24 protein-coding genes, 1 tRNA gene and 1 pseudogene are annotated in these 25,721 nt (G+C 63.8%); 16 read left to right on the top strand and 10 right to left on the bottom strand.

Features of this window, described 5'->3' with window-relative positions:
- Positions 1-3: 3 nt before the first annotated feature.
- A pseudogene (locus MESCI2_RS01000000134945) lies at positions 4-1,217 on the bottom strand (MFS transporter).
- 252 nt (positions 1,218-1,469) lie between these two features.
- Here MESCI2_RS01000000134945 and MESCI2_RS0120205 point away from each other — a divergent pair.
- A complete protein-coding gene (locus tag MESCI2_RS0120205) occupies positions 1,470-2,069 on the top strand; it encodes a TetR/AcrR family transcriptional regulator (protein WP_027038161.1) in 600 nt (199 codons plus the stop codon).
- Between the two features lie 68 nt (positions 2,070-2,137).
- Here MESCI2_RS0120205 and MESCI2_RS0120200 read toward each other — a convergent pair whose 3' ends face one another.
- Complete coding sequence (locus MESCI2_RS0120200; RefSeq protein WP_027038160.1) at positions 2,138-3,055, bottom strand: peptidylprolyl isomerase; 918 nt, start codon at positions 3,053-3,055, stop codon at positions 2,138-2,140.
- Positions 3,056-3,301: 246 nt separating this feature from the next.
- Here MESCI2_RS0120200 and secA point away from each other — a divergent pair, with 246 nt between their 5' ends.
- The 3 genes from secA (at position 3,302) to MESCI2_RS0120185 (ending at position 8,837) form a co-directional block, all read left to right on the top strand.
- Entirely contained in the window at positions 3,302-6,034 is a 2,733-nt protein-coding gene (secA, locus tag MESCI2_RS0120195) for a preprotein translocase subunit SecA (protein WP_027038159.1), read from the top strand.
- A 122-nt stretch (positions 6,035-6,156) separates the two neighbouring features.
- The gene (locus MESCI2_RS0120190; protein WP_027038158.1) at positions 6,157-7,557 is read left to right on the top strand and encodes a lipopolysaccharide biosynthesis protein; all 1,401 of its coding nucleotides are present in this window, start codon (positions 6,157-6,159) and stop codon (positions 7,555-7,557) included.
- On the top strand, positions 7,557-8,837 hold the full coding sequence (locus MESCI2_RS0120185; RefSeq protein WP_027038157.1) for a GNAT family N-acetyltransferase: 1,281 nt from the start codon (positions 7,557-7,559) through the stop codon (positions 8,835-8,837). The genes MESCI2_RS0120190 and MESCI2_RS0120185 overlap by 1 nt, the downstream gene beginning before the upstream one ends.
- Before the next feature lie 369 nt (positions 8,838-9,206).
- On the opposite strand, the gene MESCI2_RS1000000138505 is transcribed toward MESCI2_RS0120185, so the two are convergent.
- Positions 9,207-9,356, bottom strand: coding sequence for a hypothetical protein (locus MESCI2_RS1000000138505; RefSeq protein WP_197031572.1), 150 nt, complete (start codon positions 9,354-9,356; stop codon positions 9,207-9,209).
- A gap of 176 nt (positions 9,357-9,532) precedes the next feature.
- Positions 9,533-9,617, bottom strand: a tRNA-Leu gene (locus tag MESCI2_RS0120165).
- Between the two features lie 275 nt (positions 9,618-9,892).
- Between MESCI2_RS0120165 and MESCI2_RS0120160 the strand changes: the two genes are divergently transcribed.
- Together MESCI2_RS0120160 and MESCI2_RS0120155 are read left to right on the top strand one after the other, a co-directional pair.
- Positions 9,893-10,480, top strand: coding sequence for a YqaA family protein (locus tag MESCI2_RS0120160; RefSeq protein WP_027038155.1), 588 nt, complete (start codon positions 9,893-9,895; stop codon positions 10,478-10,480).
- 34 nt (positions 10,481-10,514) lie between these two features.
- The gene (locus MESCI2_RS0120155) at positions 10,515-11,033 is read left to right on the top strand and encodes a disulfide bond formation protein B (protein ID WP_027038154.1); all 519 of its coding nucleotides are present in this window, start codon (positions 10,515-10,517) and stop codon (positions 11,031-11,033) included.
- 163 nt (positions 11,034-11,196) lie between these two features.
- Here the strand turns inward: MESCI2_RS0120155 and MESCI2_RS0120150 are convergent, their stop codons facing one another.
- Together MESCI2_RS0120150 and MESCI2_RS0120145 are read right to left on the bottom strand one after the other, a co-directional pair.
- Positions 11,197-11,754, bottom strand: coding sequence for an HNH endonuclease (locus tag MESCI2_RS0120150; RefSeq protein WP_006328497.1), 558 nt, complete (start codon positions 11,752-11,754; stop codon positions 11,197-11,199).
- Positions 11,755-11,882: 128 nt separating this feature from the next.
- Complete coding sequence (locus MESCI2_RS0120145; protein ID WP_027038153.1) at positions 11,883-12,524, bottom strand: DNA-3-methyladenine glycosylase family protein; 642 nt, start codon at positions 12,522-12,524, stop codon at positions 11,883-11,885.
- A 73-nt stretch (positions 12,525-12,597) separates the two neighbouring features.
- Between MESCI2_RS0120145 and gluQRS the strand changes: the two genes are divergently transcribed.
- Both gluQRS and MESCI2_RS0120135 read left to right on the top strand, forming a co-directional pair.
- Positions 12,598-13,473, top strand: a complete 876-nt coding sequence (gene gluQRS / locus MESCI2_RS0120140; protein WP_027038152.1) for a tRNA glutamyl-Q(34) synthetase GluQRS — start codon at positions 12,598-12,600, stop codon at positions 13,471-13,473.
- 143 nt (positions 13,474-13,616) lie between these two features.
- Positions 13,617-14,513, top strand: coding sequence for a DMT family transporter (locus tag MESCI2_RS0120135; protein WP_027038151.1), 897 nt, complete (start codon positions 13,617-13,619; stop codon positions 14,511-14,513).
- A gap of 86 nt (positions 14,514-14,599) precedes the next feature.
- On the opposite strand, the gene MESCI2_RS0120130 is transcribed toward MESCI2_RS0120135, so the two are convergent.
- Positions 14,600-15,451 (bottom strand): YihY/virulence factor BrkB family protein, encoded by an 852-nt coding sequence (locus MESCI2_RS0120130; RefSeq protein ID WP_013529430.1) that lies wholly within the window; start codon positions 15,449-15,451, stop codon positions 14,600-14,602.
- 55 nt (positions 15,452-15,506) lie between these two features.
- Here MESCI2_RS0120130 and MESCI2_RS0120125 point away from each other — a divergent pair, with 55 nt between their 5' ends.
- The 7 genes from MESCI2_RS0120125 to MESCI2_RS0120095 all read left to right on the top strand — a co-directional run bounded on the left by MESCI2_RS0120125 (position 15,507) and on the right by MESCI2_RS0120095 (position 20,996).
- A complete protein-coding gene (locus MESCI2_RS0120125; RefSeq protein WP_081738817.1) occupies positions 15,507-16,373 on the top strand; it encodes an SDR family oxidoreductase in 867 nt (288 codons plus the stop codon).
- Positions 16,374-16,397: 24 nt separating this feature from the next.
- On the top strand, positions 16,398-16,589 hold the full coding sequence (locus MESCI2_RS0120120) for a twin transmembrane helix small protein (protein WP_027038149.1): 192 nt from the start codon (positions 16,398-16,400) through the stop codon (positions 16,587-16,589).
- Between the two features lie 25 nt (positions 16,590-16,614).
- The gene (locus MESCI2_RS0120115) at positions 16,615-17,196 is read left to right on the top strand and encodes a cob(I)yrinic acid a,c-diamide adenosyltransferase (protein ID WP_027038148.1); all 582 of its coding nucleotides are present in this window, start codon (positions 16,615-16,617) and stop codon (positions 17,194-17,196) included.
- Positions 17,197-17,224: 28 nt separating this feature from the next.
- The gene (locus MESCI2_RS0120110; protein ID WP_027038147.1) at positions 17,225-18,025 is read left to right on the top strand and encodes a rhomboid family intramembrane serine protease; all 801 of its coding nucleotides are present in this window, start codon (positions 17,225-17,227) and stop codon (positions 18,023-18,025) included.
- 180 nt (positions 18,026-18,205) lie between these two features.
- On the top strand, positions 18,206-18,955 hold the full coding sequence (locus MESCI2_RS0120105) for an electron transfer flavoprotein subunit beta/FixA family protein (protein ID WP_027038146.1): 750 nt from the start codon (positions 18,206-18,208) through the stop codon (positions 18,953-18,955).
- Positions 18,956-18,977: 22 nt separating this feature from the next.
- Positions 18,978-19,907, top strand: coding sequence for an electron transfer flavoprotein subunit alpha/FixB family protein (locus MESCI2_RS0120100; protein WP_027038145.1), 930 nt, complete (start codon positions 18,978-18,980; stop codon positions 19,905-19,907).
- A gap of 210 nt (positions 19,908-20,117) precedes the next feature.
- Entirely contained in the window at positions 20,118-20,996 is an 879-nt protein-coding gene (locus MESCI2_RS0120095) for a 3-hydroxybutyryl-CoA dehydrogenase (protein ID WP_027038144.1), read from the top strand.
- Between the two features lie 41 nt (positions 20,997-21,037).
- On the opposite strand, the gene MESCI2_RS0120090 is transcribed toward MESCI2_RS0120095, so the two are convergent.
- The 3 genes from MESCI2_RS0120090 to MESCI2_RS0120080 all read right to left on the bottom strand — a co-directional run bounded on the left by MESCI2_RS0120090 (position 21,038) and on the right by MESCI2_RS0120080 (position 24,374).
- A complete protein-coding gene (locus MESCI2_RS0120090; protein ID WP_027038143.1) occupies positions 21,038-23,050 on the bottom strand; it encodes a PAS domain S-box protein in 2,013 nt (670 codons plus the stop codon).
- A 132-nt stretch (positions 23,051-23,182) separates the two neighbouring features.
- The gene (locus MESCI2_RS0120085; protein WP_027038142.1) at positions 23,183-23,821 is read right to left on the bottom strand and encodes an NrsF family protein; all 639 of its coding nucleotides are present in this window, start codon (positions 23,819-23,821) and stop codon (positions 23,183-23,185) included.
- 1 nt (position 23,822) lies between these two features.
- A complete protein-coding gene (locus tag MESCI2_RS0120080) occupies positions 23,823-24,374 on the bottom strand; it encodes a sigma-70 family RNA polymerase sigma factor (protein WP_027038141.1) in 552 nt (183 codons plus the stop codon).
- Positions 24,375-24,633: 259 nt separating this feature from the next.
- Here MESCI2_RS0120080 and MESCI2_RS0120075 point away from each other — a divergent pair, with 259 nt between their 5' ends.
- Positions 24,634-25,641: an iron ABC transporter substrate-binding protein gene (locus tag MESCI2_RS0120075; protein ID WP_027038140.1), complete on the top strand. Its 1,008-nt coding sequence runs from the start codon at positions 24,634-24,636 to the stop codon at positions 25,639-25,641.
- The last annotated feature ends 80 nt before the right edge of the window (positions 25,642-25,721 follow it).

Raw genomic sequence — 25,721 nt, 5'->3', positions numbered from 1 at the left:
AGTTCACGCGCTTTCGCGCGACATGAATTCGGTCGCGAAACAGAGCAGTGCCGCAACCGGCAGCGCCAGGCCGATCCAGGACACCAGGGGCCAACTGCCTTGCGCATACGCCCAACCGCCGACGCCTGAGCCGATTGCGCCCGCGATGAAGAACGTCGCCATGTAGAGCCCGTTCAGGCGGCTGCGATGTGCGGCGCCGAGCGCGAACAGGTCTCGATAGCCGAGGACAAGGTTGGTCTGCACACCGAAGTCGAGCACGACGGCGGCGGCGACCAGCAGCGCCAATGAAAGCGTCGAGCCGCTGCGGGCGATGTGGGTCATGAGAAACGCGACAGCGACGCACAGCATGGCAAAGACGGTGGCCGGGCGGCTCCATCCGCGGTCGGCAATCCTTCCAGCAAGCGGCGCGGCGATTGCGCCGGCGACGCCGGCTAGCGCGAACAAACCGATGCCACGCTGCGTCAAGCCGAAATCAGGCCCGGCCAGCAGCAGCGGCGTTGTCGTCCAGAACAGGCTGAAGGCCGCGAACAGGAACGCCTGATAGAGAGCCCGCCGCCGCAGGACCGGTGTGGTGCGCACGATATGCGCCATGGACGCCAAAAGCGCGCCGTAGCCCAGACGTGTCGTCGGCACGCGCCTGGGCAGCGCAAACCGCAGCACCAAGGCCAGCAGGATCATGATCGTGCAAGAAGCAAAATAGACCACATGCCAAGACGACAGCGCGGTGATGAAGCTGGAAAACGGGCGCGATAGCATTATGCCCAGCAACAGCCCCACCGAGACATTACCGACCACGCGGCCACGCTTGGCCTCATGCGCCAGATGCGCCGCATAGGGGATGAGGATCTGCACCGCGACCGAGCCAAGGCCGACAAACAGCATCGCGGCCAGAAATGACGACGGCTGCGTTATGCAGCGCCCAACAAAGCGAGCGCTCCAACGGCGAGTATGCCAAGCACGAGCCCCCGGTTCTCAATTAGGTCGCCGAGCGGCACGATCAGCAACAGGCCCATCCCGTAGCCAATCTGGGCCATCGTAACGATCAGGCCCGCCGCGTGTGGCGGTAAGCCAAGTTCAGCGCCGATCGGGCCAATCAGTGGTTGTGCATAATAGATGTTGGCGACAATCAGCCCGCAGGATGCAGCCAGCAAGAAGGTCATCCAGCTTGAAATTGCCGTCTCGGCAGGGGCGGAGCCGGATGCAATAATGGTGGTCATGACGATCTCCATCGGAACGGAACGTTTCGTTGAATAAAACGGGCCGTTCCGTTTCGTCAAGCTATGATGTATAACATCTCCGGCATCGGCGTTTTTGCGGCCAGATGGCTTCAGCGACCGCACAATGCGGCGGGGAAGGCGAGTTTTTGCACCGGAATGGTTGCCATTTGGCTGGCAAGAATTGGCAAAGCAGACAGGTGGCGGCAGGTTGTCGTTTCAGCCGAAACGCAACCGCTTTGGGAGGAACGGCCAATGAGCGAAATCGTCGATCCAGCACGCAGATCGATTGGCGCAAGGCGCAATCCAGACAGCGCCGATGCCATTCTCCAAGCCGCCGAGGCCGTGCTGGTCGAAGCCGGTTATGCCGGTTTCTCGATCGAGGCGGTGGCGCGGCGGGCCCGCGCCGGCAAACCCACCATCTATCGTTGGTGGCCGAGCAAGGCGGCGTTGCTGCTCGAAGTCTATCAGCGCCAGAAGCGCGTCGATGTTCCCGATACCGGGCGGCTGGAGGAGGATCTCGTCGGCTTCCTGAAAAACCTGTTCGCTCACTGGCGCGAGACATCGTCGGGAAGCGTGTTCCGGTCGCTGATCGCCGAGGCACAGTCGGACGAGACCGCTGCCGCGGCCCTTGCCGACTACTCGCTGGGCCGACGGTCCCATACCGGCCAGATCATCGAACGCGCCAAGGCAAGGAGCGAAATCCCGGACGACATCGATTCAGCTGTTGTCGCAGACCTGATCGCCTCCTTCGCCTGGAGACATCTGTTGACCAACCGCCTCAACGAGGACGAAGCGACCATCCGCAAGGCGGTCAACTACGTGATGCAAGGCATAGCGGCGCCCGCCCCCTAAAAATACGGCAATGAAAAAGGGCGCGGCAAACCCTGGCTGCCGCGCCCTTTTTCAAAGTGCTATCAGTCTTACTTGGCGCTTTCCAGCGTATCGACGGCCTTCTTCAGGTTCGCGTCGGGGATCTCGATCTTGGCGCCGGCGCGCAGCGACTTGACCAGCGCGAAATACTTGTCGCGGATGACCGCCTGCTTGGCCTGGTCCTTGACGTCGTCGAAGGCCGGCGGTTGCTTGGTGCGCTTGTCCTCGAGCTTGATGACATGCCAGCCGAACTGCGACTGCACCGGCTGCTCGGTGTATTTGCCGACCTCGAGCGCGGAGGCCGCCTTGTCGAACTCAGGCACCATCTGGCCAGGTCCGAACCAGCCGAGATCGCCGCCGCTGGTCTTGCCTGAGGGATCGCTGGTGTGCTCGTTGGCGAGCTTCTGGAAGTCGGCGCCGCCGTCGAGCTGCTTGATGATGGCCTCGGCCTCTTCCTTCGTCTTCACGAGGATGTGACGGGCATGCAGCTCGTTGGTGGGCGGCGTGTTGGCGATTTCCTGGTCGTAGCGGGCGCGGACCTCGGCGTCGGTGACCTTGTCGACGACGCCCTTCTCGACCATCTCGCCATGCAGCGCGCGCTGCTGCAGGAAGGCCATGCGGCGCTGGAAGTCGGGATCCTTGTCGAGCCCTGTGGTGACCGCCTGGGCGGCCATGACGCGGATCTCGATGGCAGCCGAAAGGGCGGCGGCACGGCGCTGCTCGGGCGGCAATTGCGCGAACTGCTGCGACAATTCCCCTTCGGCAAGCACCAGATCTGCTTCGGTCAGGGGCTGACCGTTGACCGTGGCGATAACCTTATTGGGATCGACCGGTGCCGCGGCTGGCGCTGCTGCATCCGCCGGAGCGGGAGCGGTTTGCTGCGCCATCACAGGCGAGAGCGAAAGGGCCGACAGGCCGACGGCCAAGCCAAGGCTGGCGAGCGACGCGCGGCGAAACAACAGGGACATAGGGGGACTCCGGTGGGGATTGTTAAGAGGGGTGCTTCCAGATCGGCCAGATTGTGGCGGAATTTGGCGCAGCCAGCAGGGCCAGCGCGGCGTTGACATCAGTTGAGCCCCCTCTTATCTGTCCAACGACTTTGCGTCCAGAACCGTTTTCCGGGCGCTTTTTGTGTTTGTCCACGTTCACGTGGAATTGATGGGGCCGCCCGGCGCTCATCTCAAGATTGAGAATTCTATCGAAAGGACCAGTGGATGGTCAGTCTCGGCGGTCTCGCCCGTAAGGTTTTCGGTTCCTCCAACGACCGTCGGGTCAAATCGACCCGGCCCCGTGTCGAGGCGATCAACGCCATGGAAAACGAGATGCGGGCGCTTTCCGACGAGGAGTTGGTCGGCCGCACCGCGAAATTCCGCCAGGACATCGCCAACGGCGCTTCGCTCGATGACCTTTTGGTCCCGGCCTTTGCCACCGCCCGCGAGGCCGCGCGCCGCGTGCTCGGCATGCGCCCCTTCGATGTGCAGCTGATCGGCGGCATGGTGCTGCACAATGGCGGCATTGCCGAGATGCGCACCGGCGAGGGCAAGACCCTGGTCGCGACGCTGCCGGTCTACCTCAACGCGCTCGCCGGCAAGGGCGTCCACGTCGTCACCGTCAACGATTACCTGGCCACCCGCGACTCCGAATGGATGGGCCGCGTCTACAAATTCCTCGGCCTCTCGGTCGGCGTCATCGTCCACGGCCTGTCCGACGAGGAGCGCAGCGCCGCCTACGCCGCCGATGTCACCTACGCCACCAACAACGAGCTCGGCTTCGACTATCTGCGCGACAACATGAAATACGAGCGCGCCCAGATGGTGCAGCGCGGTCACAATTACGCGATCGTCGACGAAGTCGATTCCATCCTGGTTGACGAGGCGCGCACGCCGCTGATCATTTCCGGTCCGCTCGAAGACCGTTCGGAAATGTACAACACCATCGACACCTTCATCATCCAGCTGCAGCCGCAGGATTATGAGATCGACGAAAAGCAGAAGACCTCGATCTTCACCGAGGAAGGCACCGAGAAGCTCGAGAACCTTTTGCGCGACGCCGGCCTGCTCAAGGGCGAGTCGCTCTACGACGTCGAGAACGTCGCCATCGTCCACCACGTCAACAACGCGCTGAAGGCGCACCGACTGTTCCAGAAGGACAAGGACTATATCGTCCGCAACGACGAGATCGTCATCATCGACGAGTTCACCGGCCGTATGATGCCGGGCCGCCGCTATTCGGAAGGCCTCCACCAGGCGCTCGAAGCCAAGGAGCATGTGGCGATCCAGCCGGAGAACCAGACGCTGGCCTCCGTCACCTTCCAGAACTATTTCCGCCTCTACAAGAAGCTCTCCGGCATGACCGGCACGGCGCTGACCGAGGCCGAGGAATTCGGCAACATCTACGGCCTCGAAGTCACCGAGATCCCGACCAACCTGCCGGTCGTACGCATCGACGAGGACGACGAGGTCTACCGGACGGTCGAGGAGAAATACAAGGCGATCGTGAGAGAGATCCGCGAAGCCAGTGCCAAGGGCCAGCCGACGCTGGTCGGCACCACTTCCATCGAAAAGTCCGAGCAGCTGGCCGAGCGCCTGCGCAAGGAAGGTTTTACCGATTTCGAAGTGCTGAACGCCCGCCATCACGAGCGCGAGGCGGCGATCGTCGCCCAGGCCGGCAAGCCCGGCGCCATCACCATCGCCACCAACATGGCCGGCCGCGGCACCGACATCAAGCTCGGCGGCAATGCCGAGATGCGCATCGAGGAAGAACTCGGCGACATGCCGGCCGGACCCGAGCGCGAGGCGCGGGAAAAGGAAATCAATGCCGACATCGAGCGGCTGAAGGAAAAGGCGCTGGCCGCCGGCGGCCTCTATGTGCTGGCCACCGAACGCCACGAATCGCGCCGCATCGACAACCAGTTGCGCGGCCGTTCCGGCCGTCAGGGCGACCCCGGCCGCTCGAAATTTTTCCTGTCGCTGCAGGACGATCTGATGCGCATCTTCGGCTCCGAGCGCATGGACGGCATGCTGCAGAAGCTCGGCCTCAAGGAAGACGAGGCGATCATCCATCCGTGGATCAACAAGGCGCTGGAAAAGGCGCAGAAGAAGGTCGAGGCGCGCAACTTCGACATCCGCAAGAACCTTTTGAAATATGACGACGTCTCCAACGACCAGCGCAAGGTGGTGTTCGAGCAGCGCATCGAACTGATGGACGGCGAAGGCCTCTCCGAAACGATCGCCGAGATGCGCGAAGGCGTCATCGACGAAATCGTCGCCAAGGCCATTCCCGAAAACGCCTATGCCGAGCAGTGGAACGTTGCCGGGCTGAAGGCCGAGATCGCCGAGTTCCTGAACCTCGACCTGCCGGTCGATGACTGGGCCAAGGAAGAGGGCATTGCCGAAGACGACATCCGCGAGCGCATCGCGCAGGCCGCCGAAGCCGCCGCCAAGGAGCGCGCCGAGCGTTTTGGCCCCGAGGTGATGAACTATGTCGAGCGCTCTGTTGTGCTGCAGACGCTCGACCATCTGTGGCGCGAGCACATCGTCAATCTCGACCATCTGCGTTCGGTCGTCGGCTTCCGCGGCTACGCCCAGCGCGATCCGCTGCAGGAATACAAGGGCGAGGCGTTCGAGCTGTTCCAGGCCATGCTTGGCAATCTGCGCCAGGCCGTCACCGCGCAGCTGATGCGCGTCGAACTGGTCCGCCAGGCCGCCGAAGCGCCGCCCCCGGAAGCCCCCGACATGTTCGGCACCCATATCGACGGCACCACCGGCGAGAACGACTTCGAAGGCGGCGAAACCGCCCTCCTGGTCCGTCCGGAGACGACCGCTGTCGTCGCCCCCGAAGACCGCGATCCCAACAACCAGGCCACCTGGGGCAAAGTCGGCCGCAACGAAGCCTGCCCGTGTGGATCGGGGAAGAAGTACAAGCACTGCCATGGGGCGTTCGCGTAAGCGAACGCTTCCCTTCTCCCTGTCACTATACGGGGAGAAGGGGGCTCCCCACCCAACCGTTTCTTAATGTGTCTCCGCTACACCAAAGCCTGAAAAGAAGCGGAAAACGGAGAGAAATCGGGGTGCGCTTTTCCGCGGCCACGACTGCCGGGCGGTTCTTGCCGCAGCGTTGGGCGCTGCGCATGGGGCCGTTGCTTGGCCGCATCGATGCCGTGCTGTTCACCGCCGACGAGCGCGGCGAGGCGAGCCGCATGTCGGTCATCGCCTTCTCGGTCCGCATCGTCAGCGCCGTCATCGCCTTCGTCAGCCAGGTGCTGATGGCACGCTGGATGGGCTCGTTCGAATACGGCATCTTCGTCCTCGTCTGGGTGACGATGGTCATCGTCGGAAACCTCGCCTGCCTGGGCTTCCACACCTCCGTCATCCGCTACATTCCCGAATACCGCGAGCGCGGCTTGATGGATGAGTTGCGCGGCATCGTGCTGGCCAGCCGTCTGTTCGTGCTGATCGCCTCGACGCTGATTGCCGGGCTCGGCGCGCTCGGCGTCTGGCTGGCGGCACCCTGGATCGAAAGCTACTATGTGATCCCGTTCATCCTCGGCGTCATCTGCCTGCCGATGATCGCCATGTCCGACCTTCTGTCGGGCCTGGCACGCGCCAACAGCTGGGCGCTGTTTGCCCTGTCGCCGACCTATCTGGTGCGGCCGGTGCTGATCCTGCTGTTCATGGCGCTGATGCTGTTTGCGGGCTACGCACCCGATGCCAGGACCGCAATCTTCGCCTCGATCGCCGCCACCTACGTCACCACGCTGGGACAACTCGTCGGTGTCACCCGGCGCATGGAACGGCAGATTCCGGCCGGGCCGACAAAGGTCCATTTCGCGCAATGGTTCATCGTCTCGCTGCCGATCTTTCTGGTCGAGAGCTTCTTCTTCCTGCTGACCAATGCCGACGTGCTGATGGTCGGCGCCTATATGGATCCCAACGACGTCGCCGTCTATTTCGCCACCGTGAAGACGCTGGCGCTGGTGCATTTCGTCTATTTCGCCGTCAAGGCCGGCGTTGCCCAGCGCTATGCGCAGTTCACCCATGGCGACCCGCAAAGGCTCGCCGCCTTCGCCCGCGAGACGGTGTCGTGGACGTTCTGGCCCTCGCTCTTGATGGCGCTGCTGGTGCTGGCGCTCGGCGAGCCGATGCTGGTGCTGTTCGGCCCGGAATTCACATCGGGCTATCCCTTGCTGTTCCTGCTAGTCTTCGGTGTCGTGGCCCGCGCCGCCGTCGGCCCCTGCGAAAGCCTGCTGACGATGAGCGGCAACCAGAACATCTGTGCTGCCGTCTATGCCATGACGCTGGCCTTCAACATCGCCCTCAATGTGGTGCTCATCCCGATGTTCGGCCTGTGGGGCGCGGCAATGGCCACCGCCTTTGCCATGATCTTCGAAGCCGGCGCGCTCTCGTTCACGGTGTGGCGCAAGCTCGGCATCGCCATGCTCATCTTCGTCCCTGCGAAAGGAGCCGCGTGATGGCTGCCATCCCGTTGCTTGAGGAAACCAGCGGCGGCACCGCCGGCGCCATGGTGTCGGGCCTTGCCGGACTGACCCGCGACGCCGACCCCGCCCATATCGAGATCCTCGCCAACAACCGGCCCGAGCGCAAGCTCGCCATCTACCCGGCATCCGCCGGTTTCGACCTGGTCGAGGAGCTGGACTATCTCTGCGCCCGCACGGTCGAACCCAACGTGTTCTTCAACCCGCGTTTCCTTGCGCCCGCCATGCCGCGGCTGGAGGATCGCGAGGTGCGGCTGGCGGTCATCCGCGACGGCGACGAATACCGCAACCGGCTGCGCCTTCTGGTGCCGTTCTCGGTGGAGCGGCCGGTGGTGCCGCTCGGCGTTCCGGTCATGCGCACATGGTCGAGCCCGTTCGGTCCGCTCGGCACGCCGCTGGTCGACCGCGACGATCCGGTCGGCGTCGTCGAAGACTTCTTCTCGATGCTGTCGCGCCCGCACCTCAAGCTGCCGAAAGTGTTCGTCCTGGCCGATATCCGGCTCGATGGCCCGGTGGCGAGCCTGCTTGCCACCGTGGCCGAGGCGCGCGGCCTGACGCTGGTCACCACCGGCCAGAGCCAGCGCCCGGCGCTGGAGAGTGAGCTCGACGGCGATGATTATCTGAAGGCCTCGCTGCGCTCGCACCATTATCGCGAGTTCCGCCGCCTGAAGCGGCGCCTCGGCGACCTCGGCAGGCTGGAGCATGTCGTCGCGCGCGGTCCCGAGGACATCCGTCACGCCATCGAAAGCTTCCTGACGCTGGAAGCGGCCGGCTGGAAGGGCCGCGAACGCACCGCCATGGCGATCGACCGCTTCCGCGCCGCCTTCGCCCGCGAAGCCGTGCACCGGCTGGCCGAGCAGGACATGTGCCGCATCCACTCGCTGACGCTCGACGGCCGCACCATCGCCTGCCTGATCGTCTTCGTCGAAGCCGGCATCGCCTACACCTGGAAGACCGCCTATGACGAGACGCTGGCCAGCTATTCGCCCGGCACGCTGCTGATGATCGAGGTGACCAGGCAGCATCTCGACGATCCCAACATCATGATGACCGATTCCTGCGCGGTGCCCGACCATCCGGTGATGAGCCGGCTGTGGGCCGAGCGCAAGCCGATGGGCACGCTGGTGATCGGGCTGACGCCGGACGCCGACCGCCTCACCCGCCAGGCCGCCTCGCAACTGCACCTCTACCGCGAAACCCGCAACATGGCCCGCCTGCTGCGCAACCGCATGAAGAGCTTGTTGGGGCGGCGGTAGTGGCGCCGCCTACAACTGGCCGCGGCACTCCACCCTGCAACAGGCCGCCATGCTGCTTCGTTCCAAGGTCGCGGACTACCAGCTCCACAATGAACGACTGACCGGCAAACTTTCTGCGCAGATGCTGGTGCAGCAGGACCTGCAGGCGCGGCTGTCCACGGTCGAGCATCAGCGCGGTGTTCTCGGCGATTGCGCCGCCGCCGCGCAGGAACGGCCGTCGAACTTGAAAAGAGGTTGCGCCCGCTCCAGCGCAGCGCCACCGCTCTCTCCACCGATCAAACCGTGGTCCGCGCAACGCCGAGCGTCGGGCAGCGCGCCGAGGGCGTGGCCGAGCATCGGCGCCAAACCTAGGAGACCAAGCTTGCGAACTTACGCCAGGAGCGCGACGCGGCGCTCCGAGACTATGGCGCGGTGAAGGTTCAACTCGCCGATCTCCGCTTGCGCGGCATGACCGACGAACTCGCCCATGCTCGTTGCCGCGACGAGAACCGCCAGCTTCACCACAGGAAACGCTGACAAGCCAGGAACGGCTCAGCGGACCGGCAGCCGATGACAATGCCGATCTTGAACGGATATTCGACGAATTGCTGGCAGCTGGCGAGATCGGCGCGGCCAATGACGGTGACTTCACCGTGACGCGCAAAGCGTCTTGATCGCGTTGCGGATTTGCCACCCGAAGCTCAAAGAGTGAAGGATGGTGCCCCTAGCCGGAATCGAACCAGCACTCCTTGCGGAACTCGATTTTGAGTCGAGCGCGTCTACCAATTCCGCCATAGGGGCTCAGGCCGGGCGGCCTGGATGGCGCGGGACTATACGGTTGGAGGGCTGTTCGTCAACTGGCCAATTCTCCAGTGCCTCCAAGATGCGACCAAACTGCGCCTTTCGATTTCGTGACGGGGCTGCCATTGTGCAGCGCGGAAAATCTTTCTAGACAGGCGGCGCATCAAAGCGCGGCACGTCTGCGGGGACGGATGGCGTGCTCTGGGTCTTTGTTCGGTGCATGCCGTTACACCCCACCTGCCTGCGCAATGGAACGACACGCATTAGGAGTGCCGATGCTTCGCGGACTTTACGACTGGACCTTGTCGCTGGCGGCCCGCAAATCCGCCGAATGGTGGCTGGCCTTCATCGCCTTCGTCGAAAGCTCGGTGTTCCTGGTGCCGGCCGACGTGCTCTATCTGCCGATGGCGCTGTCGCGGCCGGATCGCGCCTACCGCTATGCGCTGATCGCCACCGTCGCCTCGGTGCTGGGCGGCATCGCCGGCTGGTTCATCGGCCACTACGCCTATGACGCGGTGGCGAGGCCGATCCTCGAATTCTACGGCAAGTACGACGAGTTCGAGCAGCTGCGCGCGGGGGCAGGCGTCGGCTTCATCGTCCTGATGCTGATCACGTCGGGCGCTGCCCACCTGCCGCCGATCAAGGTGGTGACGATCCTGTCCGGCGTCATCGGCGTCAATTTGCTGTTGTTCGTGGTGCTGGCGATCGTGGCCCGCGGTGGCCGCTTCCTGCTGCTCGCCTGGCTGTTGCGCCACTATGGCGAACCGATCCGCGAGTTCATCGAAAAGCGCCTCGGCCTCATCGCCGGCGCCGGCGCGGCTGCCCTGATTTTGCTCTATATCCTGGTCAAATACGCGTTCTGAACAGAACCATTGCGAGCCGGACGGACCGATTGAAATGACAGCGACCATGAATGCCGACACCGGACGCCAGCGCACGCTGACCGCCGTGTTCCTCGCCGTCGCCATGGCCGCCACCGTCGGGTCGGCGCTCGGCTTCCAGTATCTCGGCGGCTATATCCCCTGCCACCTCTGCCTCGAACAGCGCACGCCCTACTATATCGGCGTGCCGCTGATGGTGCTGGCGGTGATTGCGTCGATGCTGCACGCACCCAGCTGGCTGACGCGCGGCCTGCTGGCCGTCGGCGGCATCCTGATGCTCTACGGCCTCTATCTCGGCGTCTACCACTCCGGCGTCGAATGGCAGTGGTGGGCCGGCCCGACCGATTGCACGGCGGGTGCCGGACCGGTCGACACCGGCGGCAAGGGCGTGCTCGACGCGCTCGACAAATTCGTGCCGCCGTCCTGCGACAAAGCCGCCTTGCGCATCCTTGGCCTGTCCCTGGCCGGCTGGAACGCCATCGCCAGCCTGATCCTTGCCGCCGTCGCCTTCCGCGGCGCCCTCACCCGCGACTGATTTGGCGCGATGGCGCCGACGCGAGATCGTTCAAAGAATTCGGCAGGCTGAGTCGTATGGAGTGATTGTCGAGAACCGAAGCGGAGCGGACATTTTGTCCGTGAGCATCGGAAGCGCAGACAATCGCTCCAGACGAGCCAGCCTCCCGAATTCTCGAACGATCTCAAGGCTCCAGTTCGACATCCCAGTAGAGATAATCCATCCAGCTCTCATGCAGATGGTTGGGCGGGAACAGGCGGCCATTGTTGTGCAGATCGTGCACCGTCGGCTGGAAAGGCTTCTGCAGCGGCCACATCTTGGCATGCGCCGGCATCATGCCGCCCTTCCTCAGATTGCAGGGCGAGCAGGCGGCAACGACATTCTCCCATGTCGTCGCACCGCCGCGATGGCGGGGGATGACGTGATCGAAGGTGAGGTCCTCCGGCGTGCCGCAATACTGGCACTGGAAGCGGTCGCGCAGGAAGACGTTGAAGCGGGTGAAGGCCGGATGCCTGGACGGCTTCACATAGGCCTTCAGGCTGACCACGCTCGGCAGCTTCATCGAGAAGGTCGGCGAGGAGACGGCGTGCTCGTATTCGGCGACGATGTTCACCCGGTCGAGGAACACCGCCTTGATGGCATCCTGCCACGACCAGAGCGACAAGGGGTAATAGCTGAGCGGACGGTAATCCGCATTCAGCACCAGTGCTGGAAGCCCATCCGGAGATACGGCAACCGTCACGTGTTCACCTCCTTGGTTCTAGACCCGAACGGCGCGGATACTGTAAGCCCGACATGACAGGGATGTGAAGCGGATTGTCGCGCCGCTGAAGCGCCAAAAATGCATGATTTTTATGATTTTTCGCGGATTCAGGCCGGCGGCGCGGCGTCCCGCCCCCTGGTTTCACGATAATAGGACCAGAAAAGCCGCGATGCGACACCTCGCCACGGGCTCCATGATTCGGCCAATGCGATCAGGGTTTTCTCCGGCGGACGCGGCTCGATGCCGAGTGCGTGGCCGACCGCGCTCTGCAGCGCGACGTCGCGCGCGGGGAAGATGTCGGGATGCCCGGCGGCGAATAAGAGATACACTTCCGCTGTCCACGGACCGATGCCGGACACCGCCGTCATCGTCGTGATCGCCTCCTGGGCATCGAGCGAACAGAGGTGATGCAGGTCGAGGCCGTCGACCACGGCCTGGGCAACAGCGATCAGGCCGCGCTGTTTGGGCCGCGACAGGCCGGCTTCGCGAAACATGTCCTCGCCGGCGGCCAGGATCGCCTGCGGCGTCAGCGGATCGACGAGCTTGGTCAGCCGGCCGAAGATGGCATCGGCGCTGGCGCGGGACACTTGCTGCGAGACGACGATCGACGCCAGGCTCCTGAAGCCAGGCTCGGACAGCCGCAGCGGCACCTCGCCGGCCATGCCGCGCACCTTTTCCAGGCGCGGGTCGATCACGCAAAGCGCATCGAGCCCCCGGGCAATGTCGTCTGATGTCACGATACGGCGCATGCTTTCTTGTTCCTCGACCGTCGACAGGGTAGCAATTGGCGAAGCGCCGCAAAACATGATTGCCGCCTGAGAGATGACACTCCTGACATTCCGCTTCGCCCCCAGCCCCAACGGCGACCTGCATCTCGGCCACGCCTATTCGGCGCTGCTCAACCAGAAGCTGGCGGCACGGGCCGACGGACGCCTGCTGCTGCGCATCGAGGATATCGACACGACGCGCTGCACGCCGCAATTCGAGGCCGGCGTGCTTGCCGACCTGAAATGGCTGGGGCTTGGCTGGGAAGAGCCGGTGCGCCGCCAATCCGAGCATTTCGCCGAATACCAGGCGGCGCTCGAGCGTTTGATCGCGGAGGAACTCGTCTATCCCGCCTTCATGAGCCGTGGCGAGATCCGCGCTTTCATCACCGACAGCGAAGGGCACGGACGCGACTGGCCACGCGACCCCGATGGCGTGCCGCTCTACCCCGCCGCCGACAAGGCGCTGCCGGTCAGGGAACGCAAGCGGCGGATTGCCGGGAATGCGCCCTTCGCCTGGCGGCTGGATGTCGAGGCCGCCATGGCGCGTGTCGGCAAGGACCTGTCCTGGACGGAGTATTCCGACGAGACGCTCCTTGCGACGCGCTCGATCGAAGCTCGCCCGCGAGACTGGGGCGACGTGATCTTGGCGCGCCGCGACATCCCGACCAGCTATCACCTCGCCGTCGTCATGGACGATGCGCTGCAAGGCGTCAGCCACGTCGTGCGCGGCCAGGATCTGTTTTCCGCCACCGGCGTGCAGCGCCTGCTGCAGGAACTCCTGGGGCTGCCGCAACCCGCCTATTTCCATCATCGCCTCATCCTCGGGCCTGACGGGCGAAAGCTGTCCAAGAGCCTGGGCGATACCGGGCTTGCCGCTTTGCGCCATGCCGGCGCATCAGCCGAAGATGTCAGGCGGATGGTCGGGCTTTGAGCCCGGTGAGACCAGGAAGCCAAGATGCGCCGGGCGTTGAATTTCGGTGATCCATGGATCAACCGTTTCGCTTTGCGCGCCGGGGTGAACGGGATTAGAGCAGCGCCACAATCAACTCCCTCCAGCGCGGCGGTCTGCGGAACATGCACAGCATCAAGCGGTTCATCCCCGCCACCTTCGTCGTCCTGTGGGCGACCGGCTTTATCGGCGCGCGCTATGCCATGCCGTGGGCGGAGCCGTTCACCTTCCTCGCCGCGCGGTTCGTCATCGCCGCCATCCTGCTGGCCGTCCTGATGCTTGTGCTTGGCTCGAAGAGAGCCACCCGCGAGGAGGCGCTGCATGCCACCGGCGCCGGTATCCTGATGCACGGCGTCTATCTCGGCGCCGTATTCTGGGCCATCCACAGGGGCATGCCGGCCGGCTTTTCGGCCCTCATCGTCGGCCTGCAGCCGCTGATCACGGCGGTGCTTGCGGGCAAGTTCCTCGGCGAGGCAATCCTGCCACGTCACTGGCTTGGTCTTGGCATCGGACTCATAGGTATCGTCATCGTGCTGTGGCCGAAGCTCGGCGCGCTCGGCGGCGGCGTGACCGCGGCGACATTGACCGCCTCGCTGGTCTCGGTGCTCGGCATGAGCGCCGGCACCATCTGGCAAAAGCGCTTCGCTTCCGGCGGCGACCTCGTCGCGGCGACCATGTGGCAATATGTCGGCGGCGGTTCGCTGATGCTCCTCGCCTCGCTCGCTTTCGAAACCCACACGATCATCATCAATGGCGAGCTGATCTTCGCCATGGCCTGGCTGGTGCTGGTGCTGTCGCTGGGCGCCATCTTCCTGCTGATGGTGATGATCCGCGACGGCGAGATGTCGAAGGTGGCGTCGCTGTTCTACCTGGTGCCGGCGGTGACGGCGGTCATCGCCTGGGCCCTGTTCGACGAGCAGCTCAACGCGCTGCAGATTGCCGGCATGGCGATCACGACCTTCGGCGTTGGCCTGGCAACGGCGCGGCAGGCCAAGGGAAGAACTGTGGAATTGAGGAATTGAGGAATTGAGGAAGAAGCACAGACAGCGCCGGATATGGCCCGCTTTTTCTCCAATTCTTCAGTTCTTCAATTCCTCAATTCCACCTGTCATCCCACCCGCGCACGTGCCTCCAGATAGCGGCTGATCGCGGCATTGAGCTCGCCGCCGAGGATAAAGATCGCCGACACCATGTAGAGGAAGACCACGGCGATCATGATCGAGGCCAGGCCGGCATAGGTCGTCACATAGGACGAGAAGTGGTCGAGATAGGTGGCGAAGATGGTCGAACCGATAAGCCATGCCGCCAGCGTGAAGACGATGCCCGGCACCAGCGAGACGAAGCGGCGCTTGCCCGCCGGCAGCCAGAAATGCACGGCAAACAATCCGCCGACGATGACCGCCGAAGCGATGACGTAACGCCACAGCGTGATGGTGCCCATATAGGGCTTGATCCAGTCGATATGGGCTTCGGCGAGCCGCGCCAGCAGCGGCGCGAACACCAGGAGCACGCTGATCGCCAGGAAACCGGCCGTGGCGATGAGAACGAAGATGATGCTCTGCACCCGGCGGTAGATGATGCCGCGCGTTTCCGAAACGCGGTAGGCTCGGTTGAGCGACGTGCGCAGCGCCTCGATGCCGTTCGACGCAAAATAGGCCGCAAGCACCACACCATAGGTCAAAAGGTCGGTGCGCCTGACGGTCAGCACATTGAGCACTTCGCGCGCGATCGGCTTGGCGATCTGTTCGGGCCAGGTGTCGAAGACCAGATGCACGGCCGTGTCGGAGAACGCCTGCGCGCCCAGGAAGCTCGCCAGCGTCGTCGCGAAGATCAGGAACGGGAACAGCGCCATCAGCGAGGTGATCGCCAGATGGCTGGCCATGGCCCAACCGTCATCGGTGTTGAAATGGCCAAGCGCGTCGTAGAGGACCCGCTTGAGGGCTACGATCTTCCGCAACAAGAACCGCGCCCTCCAATTGTCTCCACGCCGGGAATATGGGAAGGGATTGCGGCAAATGGCAACCCTTGGCGAAACCACGAACAGTCCGGCGCAGAAGTTGCGCTCGATTATCATCACCGGTGCGTCTTCGGGAATAGGCGCGTACTGCGCCCGCGCGTTGAAGGCGGAAGGCTGGCGGGTGTTCGCAACGGCGCGCAAGCCGCAGGACATCGCCGCCCTCGAAGCCGATGGCATCGAGGCCTTCTATCTCGATTATTGCGAACCGGACTCCATCGCCGCGCTGGTGACTGCGGTGCTCGATCGCACGGGCGGCCGACTCGACGCCCTGTTCAACAATGGCGCCTATGCTCAACCGGGCGCCGTCGAGGATCTACCCGTTGCAGCACTCAAGCAGCAGTTCGAGGCGAATTTCTTCGGCTGGCATGACCTGACCAGCCGGCTGGTGCCGGTGATGCGCCGCCAGGGTCAGGGCCGCATCGTCCACTGCTCGTCGATCCTTGGCCTCGTCCCGGTGCGCTTCCGCGGCGCCTATTCGGCGTCGAAGCATGCACTGGAGGCCTTGATGCTCTGCCAGCGCCAGGAACTGGCCGGCAGCGGCGTCCACGTTTCGCTGATCGAGCCGGGGCCGGTGAAATCGAAGATCGCCAGCAACGGCCTCATTTGGTTTCTCAGGAATATCGACCACGAGAATTCCGTGCACCGCGTGGACTATGCGGCGCAACTCGAGCGGCTGCGGGCCGGCGGCAGCCAATCGGCCTTGAAACCAGGGCCGGAAGTGGTTCATGCGGCGCTGCGCCATGCACTTCTGTCGCGGCGCCCGCGCCCGCACTATGTGGTAACAGTGCCGGCCAAGATCGGTGCGGTGCTCAAACGCGTCCTGCCGGCATCGATGCTTTACCGCCTGATGGCCAAACGCGCCTGAACGCCAAACAACTGGAACGAAACAATGGCAACCGTCTTCAACATTCTCGCCATTCTGGTCATGGTCGCCGTGGTGATCGTGCTTGTTCGCGGCCTCATCAACATGATGCGCGGTGGCTCCGGCGTCACCTCGAACAAGCTGATGCAGGCGCGCGTCATGCTGCAGGCGGTGGCGCTGGTGCTGATCCTGCTGGCGGTGTATTTCACCCGCAAGTGAGGGTATCGGCGGCCGGGGAGGCGAAATGGTCAAGCTCAACAAGATCTACACCCGCACCGGCGATGATGGCACCACGGGTCTCGGCACCGGCGAGAGGCGGCTGAAATCCGATCTGCGGGTAGACGCCTACGGCACGGTCGACGAAGCCAATGCCTGCATCGGCATCGCCAGGGTCCACACGGCCGCGGCCCATCCCGCGATCGACGCCATGCTTTCCCGCATCCAGAACGATCTCTTCGACCTCGGCGCCGATCTCGCCGTGCCCGACGACGGCAAGCCGCTCGGCTATGAGCCGCTGCGCATCGTCGCCGTGCAGACCGACCGGGTCGAGAAGGACATCGATCTTCTCAACAAGGAGCTTCAGCCGCTCAAATCCTTCGTGCTCAATGGCGGCACGCCGGCAGCGGCGGCACTTCACCTTGCCCGCACCGTGGCAAGGCGAGCCGAAAGGCTGATGGTGGCACTGGCCCAGAACCCCAGCGAACACGTCAACCGCGACGGTCTGAAATACATCAACCGCGTCTCGGATTTCCTGTTTGTCGCCGCCCGGGCGGTCAATGACAACGGAAACGCCGACGTGCTATGGGTTCCCGGCAAGAACCGCTGATTGTCGAAAGCGGAAGAGGGCCTGGGGCATGTTCATCCCGCTTTACGACACCAACAGGCTGCGCCACATCCGCCTGCAATACGTGACGATCGGGCTGATCGTGGTCAACGCCCTGGTCTACCTCGCCACCGCGCTCGGCGGCGAGAGTTTCTCCAATGCCGCCGTCCTTGGCCTGGGCTTCATCCCGTCGGTCGTCCATGACACCGCCGAGCTCGATCCCCGTTTCATCGTCATCCCCGAAAGCCTGAGCTACCTCACCTATTCGTTCCTCCATGCAGACATCTTCCACCTCGGCGGCAACATGCTGTTCCTGTGGGTGTTCGGCGACAATGTCGAGGATGCGCTCGGCCACATCCGCTACCTCATCTTCTATCTGTTGTGCGCCATTGCCGGCGCCGCCTTCCAGGGCCTCGTCGCCTGGGATTCACAGGCGCCGCTGATCGGTGCCTCCGGCGCCATTGCCGGGGTGGTCGTCGCCTATCTGATCCTTTATCCCAGGGTGAAGGTCTGGGTGCTGGCCTTCGCCCGCATACCGCTGCGGATTCCGGCCTTCATCCCGCTCATCCTGTGGGTGCTGTTCCAGGTGGTGATGTTTGCCGCCGGCGGCGAGGACCAGATCTCCTGGGCCTGCCATATCGGCGGCATCATTGCCGGAGCCGTTCTTGTGCTCGTCCTGCGCAGCCGCGGCGTGCCGCTGTTTGCCGGCGCCGACGAGGACGTCGCGCCCGCCGCTCCCAACCAGCCGCAAGCTGCCGTTGAACCATTGGCGCCTGAGCCACCCGCCGCGACGCCGCGCTGGGGGCGCGGAAACGCTTCCAGTTCGGACTGAACCGATTTGAGCCGCTTGCAGCGTATTGACGTGCAGGGTTGCCGCAACTACGGAAACGTCTCCGCCGCAGCCTAAGGCGGGCAAAGACCAGAATTCCATCCGAAATGTCGGCTTTCGACAACTCAGAACGGGCGCAGGCTGTTATAGCGCGCCCAACTAGCGTGAAGAGGTGACAGGCAAATGAAGATCCTTGTGCCCGTGAAGCGGGTTGTGGATGCGAACGTCAAGGTTCGCGTGAAGGCCGACGGTTCGGCGGTGGAGCTCGCCAACGTCAAGATGGCGATGAACCCGTTCGACGAGATCGCGGTGGAAGAAGCAATCCGGCTGAAGGAAGCCGGCAAGGCGGAAGAAATCATCGTCGTCTCGATCGGCCCGCAGCAGGCGCAGGAAACCCTGCGTACCGCACTCGCCATGGGTGCCGACCGCGCCATCCTGGTCAAGACCGATGAACAAACCGAGCCGCTCGGCGTCGCCAAGGTGCTGAAGGGCGTCGTCGACGCCGAGCAGCCCGGCCTCGTCATTCTCGGCAAGCAGGCGATCGACGACGATTCGAACCAGACCGGCCAGATGCTGGCGGCACTGCTTGGCTGGGCGCAGGGCACCTTCGCTTCCAAGATCGTGCTCGACGGCGACAAGGCCAAGGTGACGCGCGAAGTCGATGGCGGCCTGCAGACCGTGGAACTGAAGATGCCGGTGATCGTCACCGCCGACCTTCGCCTCAACCAGCCGCGCTATGCTTCGCTGCCCAACATCATGAAGGCCAAGAAGAAGCAGCTCGACGAGAAGACCCCGGCCGACTACGGCGCCGACGTCAAGCCGCGGCTGAAGGTCATCAAGACCGAGGAGCCGAGTGGCCGCAAGGCAGGCGTCAAGGTCAAGAGCGTCGCTGAGCTGGTCGACAAGCTGAAGAACGAAGCCGGCGTGCTGTAAGCGATCGGGAAAGGAACAGAAAATGGCTATTCTCCTCATCGCAGAACACGACAACGCAACGCTTTCCGACCAGACCGCCAAGGCGCTGTCGGCCGCCCTGCAGATCGGCTCGGACGTGCATGTGCTGGTTGCCGGCAAGGGCGCCAAGCCGGCAGCCGACGCTGCCGCCAAGCTCAAGGGCGTGAGCAAGGTGCTGTTGGCGGAAGCCGACGAGCTTGCCGAGCGCCTGGCCGAACCGACGGCAGCGCTCATTGTGTCGCTGGCGGGCGCTTATGACACCATCATCGCGCCGGCGACTTCGTCGGGCAAGAATGTCGCTCCGCGCGTGGCTGCGCTGCTCGATGTCGCGCAGGTGTCCGAGATCATCGAAGTCGTATCGCCCGACACCTTCAAGCGGCCGATCTATGCCGGCAATGCCATCCAGACGGTGCAGTCGAGCGACGCCAAGAAGGTGATCACGGTCCGCACCGCCTCCTTCCAGGCAGCCCCCGAGGGCGGCTCGGCGGCGGTCGAGTCCGTCAAGGCGGCAGCCAATCCCGGCCTGTCCACCTTCGTCGAGAACAAGCTTTCCGAGACCGATCGTCCTGAGCTGACCTCGGCCAAGATCATCATCTCGGGTGGTCGTGCGCTGGGTTCGGCGGAGAAGTTCCAGGAGGTCATCCTGCCGGTCGCCGACAAGCTCGGTGCCGCCGTCGGCGCCTCCCGGGCCGCCGTCGATGCCGGCTACGCGCCGAACGACTGGCAGGTCGGCCAGACCGGCAAGGTGGTTGCCCCCGATCTCTACATTGCCGTGGGCATCTCCGGCGCCATCCAGCACCTCGCCGGCATGAAGGATTCGAAGGTCATCGTCGCCATCAACAAGGACGAGGAGGCGCCTATCTTCCAGGTCGCCGACTACGGCCTCGTCGGCGATCTCTTCGTCATTCTGCCGGAACTCCAAAAGGCGCTTTGACGCTTTCCGCCAAAGCGTATTAAATGGTGAGGGTGGGGTAGACGAAGTCGCCCCACCCTTTTAGTTTGCACTGCACAAAAACCAGGCCACAAAGGCCAAAAGCAATTCCAGCAAAAGTGCGCAGCGGTTTTGCGTCCGGAATTGCGATAAAACAAAAAGGTGGAGCGCTTTCGCATTTCATGCGGAAGGGCTCCGAACGGGATCGGTGTAATGAGCAAGATCGAGACGATCGGCATCATCGGCGCGGGCCAGATGGGCGGCGGCATCGCCCATGTCTCCGCGCTTTCGGGCTACAAGGTGCTGATCTACGATATATCGCCCGATCGCATCGAGAAGGGCATCGCCACCATCAGCGGCAACATGGCCCGCCAGGTGGGGTCGGGCAAGCTCGACGAAAAGGTGCGCAACGACGCGATGAGCCGAATTTCGGCCGCCCCCGCGATGGCCGATCTTGCTGGCGCCGATCTGGTGATCGAGGCGGCGACCGAGGACGAGACGGTCAAGCGCAAGATCTACGCCCAGCTCTGTCCGCAGCTCAATCCCGAAGCCATCCTGGCGACCAACACCTCGTCGATCTCGATCACGCGGCTTGCCGCGCAGACCGACCGGCCCGAGCGGTTCATCGGCATACATTTCATGAACCCGGTGCCGCTGATGAAGCTGGTCGAACTGGTGCGCGGCATCGCCACCGAGGACCAGACCTTCGAGGCCGCCAAGACCTATGTGAAGCAGCTCGACAAGACGATCACGGTCTCGGAGGATTTTCCGGCCTTCATCGTCAACCGCATCCTGCTGCCGATGATCAACGAGGCGATCTACACGCTCTATGAGGGCGTCGGCTCGGTCGATGCCATCGACACCGCCATGCGGCTCGGCGCCAACCATCCGATGGGGCCGCTGCAGCTGGCTGACTTCATCGGGCTCGATACATGCCTGTCCATCATGCAGGTGCTGCATGACGGCCTGTCGGACTCGAAATACCGCCCTTGCCCGCTGCTGGTAAAATATGTCGAGGCCGGCTGGCTCGGCCGCAAGACCGGGCGTGGTTTTTACGATTATCGCGGCGAGCATCCCGTGCCGACGCGCTGATCAGGTCCGCGTCAGCAGCAGGCTTTCCGGACCGGCTCTGATCAGGACGCGGCGGCCAGTGGCTCGGGCGGTTCTTCCCTGATGGCCATGCTCTCGCCGTTCGGGGCGACGCAAACGCAGCCACGGCCAGCCGCCTTGGCCGCATAGCAAGCCGCATCGGCCCTGGCGATGATCTCGTCGACTTCACCGCAATTGGCGTTGATCGCAGCCAGCCCGATGCTGGCGCCGATCACGTGAGGACGGCCGTCCCAGGTGAAATCCAGGCTGCGTATCGCATCGATGATGGAGCGCGCCGCGATCTTGGCGCCGGCTGCCGAACCCGATTTCAGAACGACCGCGAATTCGTCGCCGCCGAGGCGAGCGACGATGTCGTCTGGACCAAGCACGCCTCGAACCGCCTCGGCAACCCGCTTCAGCAGCGCGTCTCCCGCCGCGTGGCCACCCGTATCGTTGACCAGTTTGAAGTGATCGAGATCGATGAACATGAACTGGTGCCCGGTGCCTTTGCCCGAGGTGATGTCCTTGCGCGCCTGACCGACCAGGCCCTCCATGGCGCGAATGAAGCTGGAGCGGTTGGCAAGGCCGGTCAGCGCATCGTGTGCCGCGGCGTGTGCCAGTTGGCGCTGCAGCGCGCGCGCATCGGTAAAGTCCTGGAAGACGATGACCAGCCCGCAGAATTCGTTCCGTTCGTTGACGATCGGCGACACCACCTGGCGGATGCTGCAGCGCGTGTCGTCGCGCCGAATAAGGACGGCGCGGCTGTTCTGGTCGGCGGGCGCAGGAACGCCAACCGCGGGCCGGGTCACGCCGATCCTGTGCCCCGTCTCCTCGTCGACCGCCCAGTAGACATGGCCAAGCATCTTGCCGAGAGCCTCGCCGCCGGCAATCCCGGTCAGCTTTTCGGCGACCGGGTTCATGAAGGTGATACGGTTTGTGGCATCGGTGCAGATGACGGCATCGCCGATCGATTGCAGCGTCACCCTCAGCCGCTCCTTTTCATCGGCAAGCATTGCCGCCGACACAGTGAGGCGCTCTTCGGCTTCCTTGCGGCGGGTGATGTCGGTCAGGCTGCCAATGGCCCTGATCAGCCGTCCATCCTCGTCGCGCTCGATGGCCTTGCCGCGGTCGAGTATCCACATCCAGTGGCCATCCTTGTGGCGCATCCTGAACTCGGCCTCAAAGAACGGCGTCTTGCCCTCGAGATGGGCGCGATCGGCTTCGGCGACAGTCTCGCGATCGTCGGGATGAATCATCTCCAGCCAGCGGTCGGTGTCGCCATCGAGCTCGCCATCCGCATAGCCCAGCATCTTGACCCAGGTCGAGGAATAGGTCGTGCCGCCCTTGCGCATGTCGAGGTCCCAGACGCCTTGGCCGGCACCGGCGAGCGCGAAATTCCAACGCGTCTCCGCTTCGGCAATGCGCGCCTCGGCCTGCTTGCGCGCGTCGATGTTCTCGATTTGCGAGACGAGATAGAGCGGGCGGCCGCTGGTCTCATCGCGAATGACCGAACCGGCAAGATGGGCCCAGACGGGCGTTCCGTCCTTCCTGAGATACCGCTTCTCGAAGTGGAAGGAATTGACCGTGCCCGCCTTTAGATCGTCCATCGTCTCCCGCCCGATCAGCAGATCGTCGGGATGCGTGATCTGGAAGAAAGTCAGCGCCTCGATCTCTTCGCTCGTGTAGCCAAGCATGGCAGCGAAGGCCGGATTGGTCTGGCGGATGCGCCCGTCAAGACCGACGACGACGATACCGATCGCCGAATCCTCCATGGCGCGGCGGAAGCGCAGCTCGCTCTCGGCGATCTGCTGGCGATCCCTGCTGATCCTGCGGATGGACAGGGCGGCGAGGAACAGCGCGCCCACCGCCACCGCCACAGCGATCTGCAGACAGAGCTTCAAGGCTTCGGTGCCGAAATCCAGGCGCGACAGCAGGATCGAGGTCGCCAGCACGCCCAGGCCGGCGACGAGCAACGCCAGCCCTGCATGCCCAAGAGATTTTCGGCTGGTCAATCCTCGCCACATCACGATACGTGCCACCCCCGTGCGCAAACGCATGTTCTCGCATCAACCTTGGCGGATCGATTTTAAGGAAAGGTTGCGTCCGGCCTGCCGGCGCCATCGCTAACCGGCAAACAATTGCCGGCATGATTAAGGATCGGTGCACGGGTCCGCGATCGCTACGAAACGCTACCAGCGTATGAAAAACCGTCCGCCGAGCGCGCCGAGCAATGCGAGCGCTGCGATCGCTATCGTGTACCAGGTGGCGACGAAAAGCGGCGAGTCGTCGAAGCAGTGGGCGGCATAGAAGGTTGCCGCCAGCCCGCCGGCGAGCAGGCCCGCCACCGCACCGGCAAGCACCGGCCGTGTCGGGGCCCCGTAGCGCAGCATCCACAGGAAGATGGCAAGCGGACCGAGGCCGATCAGCGGGATGAAGCCCATGCAGATCATCATGTTGGAGCCGACCATCCTTGTGCCCCACAGCGCCTCCGGCACCATGAAAAGCTCCAGAACCACCGCCACGGCTACCAGCACCGGCGCCGCGGCCATCCAGGCCATCGCCCGGCCCGTCGAGGCACCCGGTGTCGACAAGGCGCGGATCAGGGCGAAAGCGCTGACGGCAAGCACGACGGTGAAGACGAATTTGGAAAGAAAGCGCATCGTGTGCGCGGCCGCCATGAAGTCCGGGCGCGGCCCGATGGTCAGCAGGAAAACCACGGCCGCGATCACCGCTGCCGCGCCTGCGGCCATCCACCAGGCAGATTGCAACGGCATCGCCTTGCTGCCTGCATCGGCGTCCAGCGCCTTGATGAGATCGTCCGTCCTCATGTCATTCCCGCCCGAACCGCCCCTGCCCGAATCGCTTGGCTATCGCGGCAAGTCCGCGATGCAGCGACACACGCACCGCCGTCTCGCTGATGCCGAACTTTGCCGCCGTCTCTCCGATCGAGCGACCTTCCACCGACACGGCCGAGACCACGGAGCGCTGTGCCGGCGACAGGCTGTCCAATGCCCGGTTGATGTCGCGCTCGCTGACGGTCTCGGTTTCCGGCTCGGCGAACGTCTCGGCGATATCGTCGACGTCGATCTCGATGCGCCGTCCACGCCGCCGGAACGCATCGATCAGCTTGAAGCGGGCGATCGCGTAAATCCACGGCAAAACCGGCGCATCCTGACGCCAGGTATGCCGTTTTACATGAATGGCCAGCAAGGTTTCCTGCACGACATCCTCGGGATCGACCCCGCCCTGCACGATCTTGCGCCGGACAAAACCGCGAACCAGCGCGGCAATCCGGTGCAGAAAGTCGGCGTAAGCCCTTTCATCTCCCGCGATCGCGGCCCGCATCAGCCGGGAAAGTTCGGCCTCGTCCTTGCCGCTCACAAGAGTTCACTCCCCGATTTTCGCGTCTCGGCGCTGATTTGTTACGTGGCCGGCGAAATAATGTCCAAGGCAAACTGTCGGCAAATCACGAAAGTTTGCGGCACCGCCTAACCGGGAGCATCACGCGGATTTGTCCGTCCGGCACCGACCTTTGCATGTCAGCGACCGATTGAAGCACATCGACAATGTTGACTACTGCTGTCAGGTATCGATAGGTGCAGCCGTGACAGACCAAAGCCCCGAAATCGAGGACAATGCCATGAAATACGCTCTTTCCACCCTCGCCGGCGCCACCGCGCTGGCAATCAGCCTGATCGCCGGTCCGGCAAAGGCGCAAGAGGATGGCATCATTGTCTACAACGCCCAGCACGAAAGCCTGACCAAGGCGTGGGCCGAAGGCTTCACCAAGGAAACGGGCATCAAGGTCACCGTGCGCAATGGCGGCGACAGCGACTTCTCCAACCAGATCGTCGCCGAGGGCGCTGCTTCGCCGGCCGACGTGTTCCTGACCGAAAACTCGCCGGCCATGGTGCTGGTCGAAAGCGCCGGCCTGTTCGCGCCGGTCGACGCCGACACGCTGGCGCAGGTTCCGCAGGACTATCAGCCGGCCAGCGGCAAATGGGTCGGCGTTGCCGCGCGCAGCACGGTCTTTGCCTACAACAAGACCAAGCTGACCGCCGACCAACTGCCCAAATCGATGCTGGACCTCGCCGATCCGAGCTGGAAGGGCCGTTGGGCCGCCTCCCCGTCAGGCGCCGATTTCCAGGCCATCGTCAGCGCCCTGCTCCAGCTCAAGGGCGAAGCCGCTACCGCCGACTGGCTGAAGGCGATGAAAACCAATTTCACCGCCTACAAGGGCAACAGCACGGTGATGAAGGCGGTCAATGCCGGCGAGATCGAAGGCGGCGTGATCTATCACTATTACTACTTCGGCGATCAGGCCAAGACCGGCGAAAACAGCAAAAATGTCGAGCTGCACTATTTCAAGAACCAGGATCCGGGCGCCTTCGTCTCGATCTCCGGCGGCGGCGTGCTGGCTTCGAGCAAGCATCCCAAGGAAGCCCAGGCGTTCCTGAAATGGCTGACCGGCAAGGGCGGCCAGGACGTGCTGAAGACCGGCGATTCCTTCGAGTACGCGGTCGGCAAGGGTGCGGACTCCAACCCGAAGCTGGTGCCGCTCGCCGATCTGCAGGCGCCGAAGGTCGACGCCACGACGCTGAACTCCAAGAAGGTCACCGACCTGATGACGGCGGCCGGCTTGCTTTAGTTGCCATTCCTCCTAAAAGGACACCCGACCACGCTCCCGCGGGAATTCGCTTTCCGCGGGAGTGATTTTGTTTTCGAGAT

The sequence above is a fragment of the Mesorhizobium ciceri WSM4083 genome (genome assembly GCF_000519305.1).
Lineage (GTDB): Bacteria > Pseudomonadota > Alphaproteobacteria > Rhizobiales > Rhizobiaceae > Mesorhizobium > Mesorhizobium ciceri_B.
Note: the sequence above shows the minus strand (reverse complement) of the source record. Positions and strands in the feature narration are given on the sequence as shown.

Bases quoted from the DNA above. Each gene is read 5' to 3' on its own strand.
- MESCI2_RS0120110 (WP_027038147.1), top strand. From the start codon at position 17,225: ATGTTCATCCCGCTTTACGACACCAACAGGCTGCGCCACATCCGCCTG.
- gluQRS (WP_027038152.1), top strand. From the start codon at position 12,598: ATGACACTCCTGACATTCCGCTTCGCCCCCAGCCCCAACGGCGACCTG.
- MESCI2_RS0120105 (WP_027038146.1), top strand. From the start codon at position 18,206: ATGAAGATCCTTGTGCCCGTGAAGCGGGTTGTGGATGCGAACGTCAAG.
- MESCI2_RS0120075 (WP_027038140.1), top strand. From the start codon at position 24,634: ATGAAATACGCTCTTTCCACCCTCGCCGGCGCCACCGCGCTGGCAATC.
- MESCI2_RS0120095 (WP_027038144.1), top strand. From the start codon at position 20,118: ATGAGCAAGATCGAGACGATCGGCATCATCGGCGCGGGCCAGATGGGC.
- MESCI2_RS0120100 (WP_027038145.1), top strand. From the start codon at position 18,978: ATGGCTATTCTCCTCATCGCAGAACACGACAACGCAACGCTTTCCGAC.
- MESCI2_RS0120145 (WP_027038153.1), bottom strand. From the start codon at position 12,524: ATGCGCCGTATCGTGACATCAGACGACATTGCCCGGGGGCTCGATGCG.
- secA (WP_027038159.1), top strand. From the start codon at position 3,302: ATGGTCAGTCTCGGCGGTCTCGCCCGTAAGGTTTTCGGTTCCTCCAAC.
- MESCI2_RS0120200 (WP_027038160.1), bottom strand. From the start codon at position 3,055: ATGTCCCTGTTGTTTCGCCGCGCGTCGCTCGCCAGCCTTGGCTTGGCC.
- MESCI2_RS0120185 (WP_027038157.1), top strand. From the start codon at position 7,557: ATGGCTGCCATCCCGTTGCTTGAGGAAACCAGCGGCGGCACCGCCGGC.
- MESCI2_RS0120090 (WP_027038143.1), bottom strand. From the start codon at position 23,050: ATGCGTTTGCGCACGGGGGTGGCACGTATCGTGATGTGGCGAGGATTG.
- MESCI2_RS0120205 (WP_027038161.1), top strand. From the start codon at position 1,470: ATGAGCGAAATCGTCGATCCAGCACGCAGATCGATTGGCGCAAGGCGC.
- MESCI2_RS0120125 (WP_081738817.1), top strand. From the start codon at position 15,507: ATGGCAACCCTTGGCGAAACCACGAACAGTCCGGCGCAGAAGTTGCGC.
- MESCI2_RS0120085 (WP_027038142.1), bottom strand. From the start codon at position 23,821: ATGAGGACGGACGATCTCATCAAGGCGCTGGACGCCGATGCAGGCAGC.
- MESCI2_RS0120135 (WP_027038151.1), top strand. From the start codon at position 13,617: ATGCACAGCATCAAGCGGTTCATCCCCGCCACCTTCGTCGTCCTGTGG.
- MESCI2_RS0120160 (WP_027038155.1), top strand. From the start codon at position 9,893: ATGCTTCGCGGACTTTACGACTGGACCTTGTCGCTGGCGGCCCGCAAA.
- MESCI2_RS0120115 (WP_027038148.1), top strand. From the start codon at position 16,615: ATGGTCAAGCTCAACAAGATCTACACCCGCACCGGCGATGATGGCACC.
- MESCI2_RS0120155 (WP_027038154.1), top strand. From the start codon at position 10,515: ATGACAGCGACCATGAATGCCGACACCGGACGCCAGCGCACGCTGACC.
- MESCI2_RS0120120 (WP_027038149.1), top strand. From the start codon at position 16,398: ATGGCAACCGTCTTCAACATTCTCGCCATTCTGGTCATGGTCGCCGTG.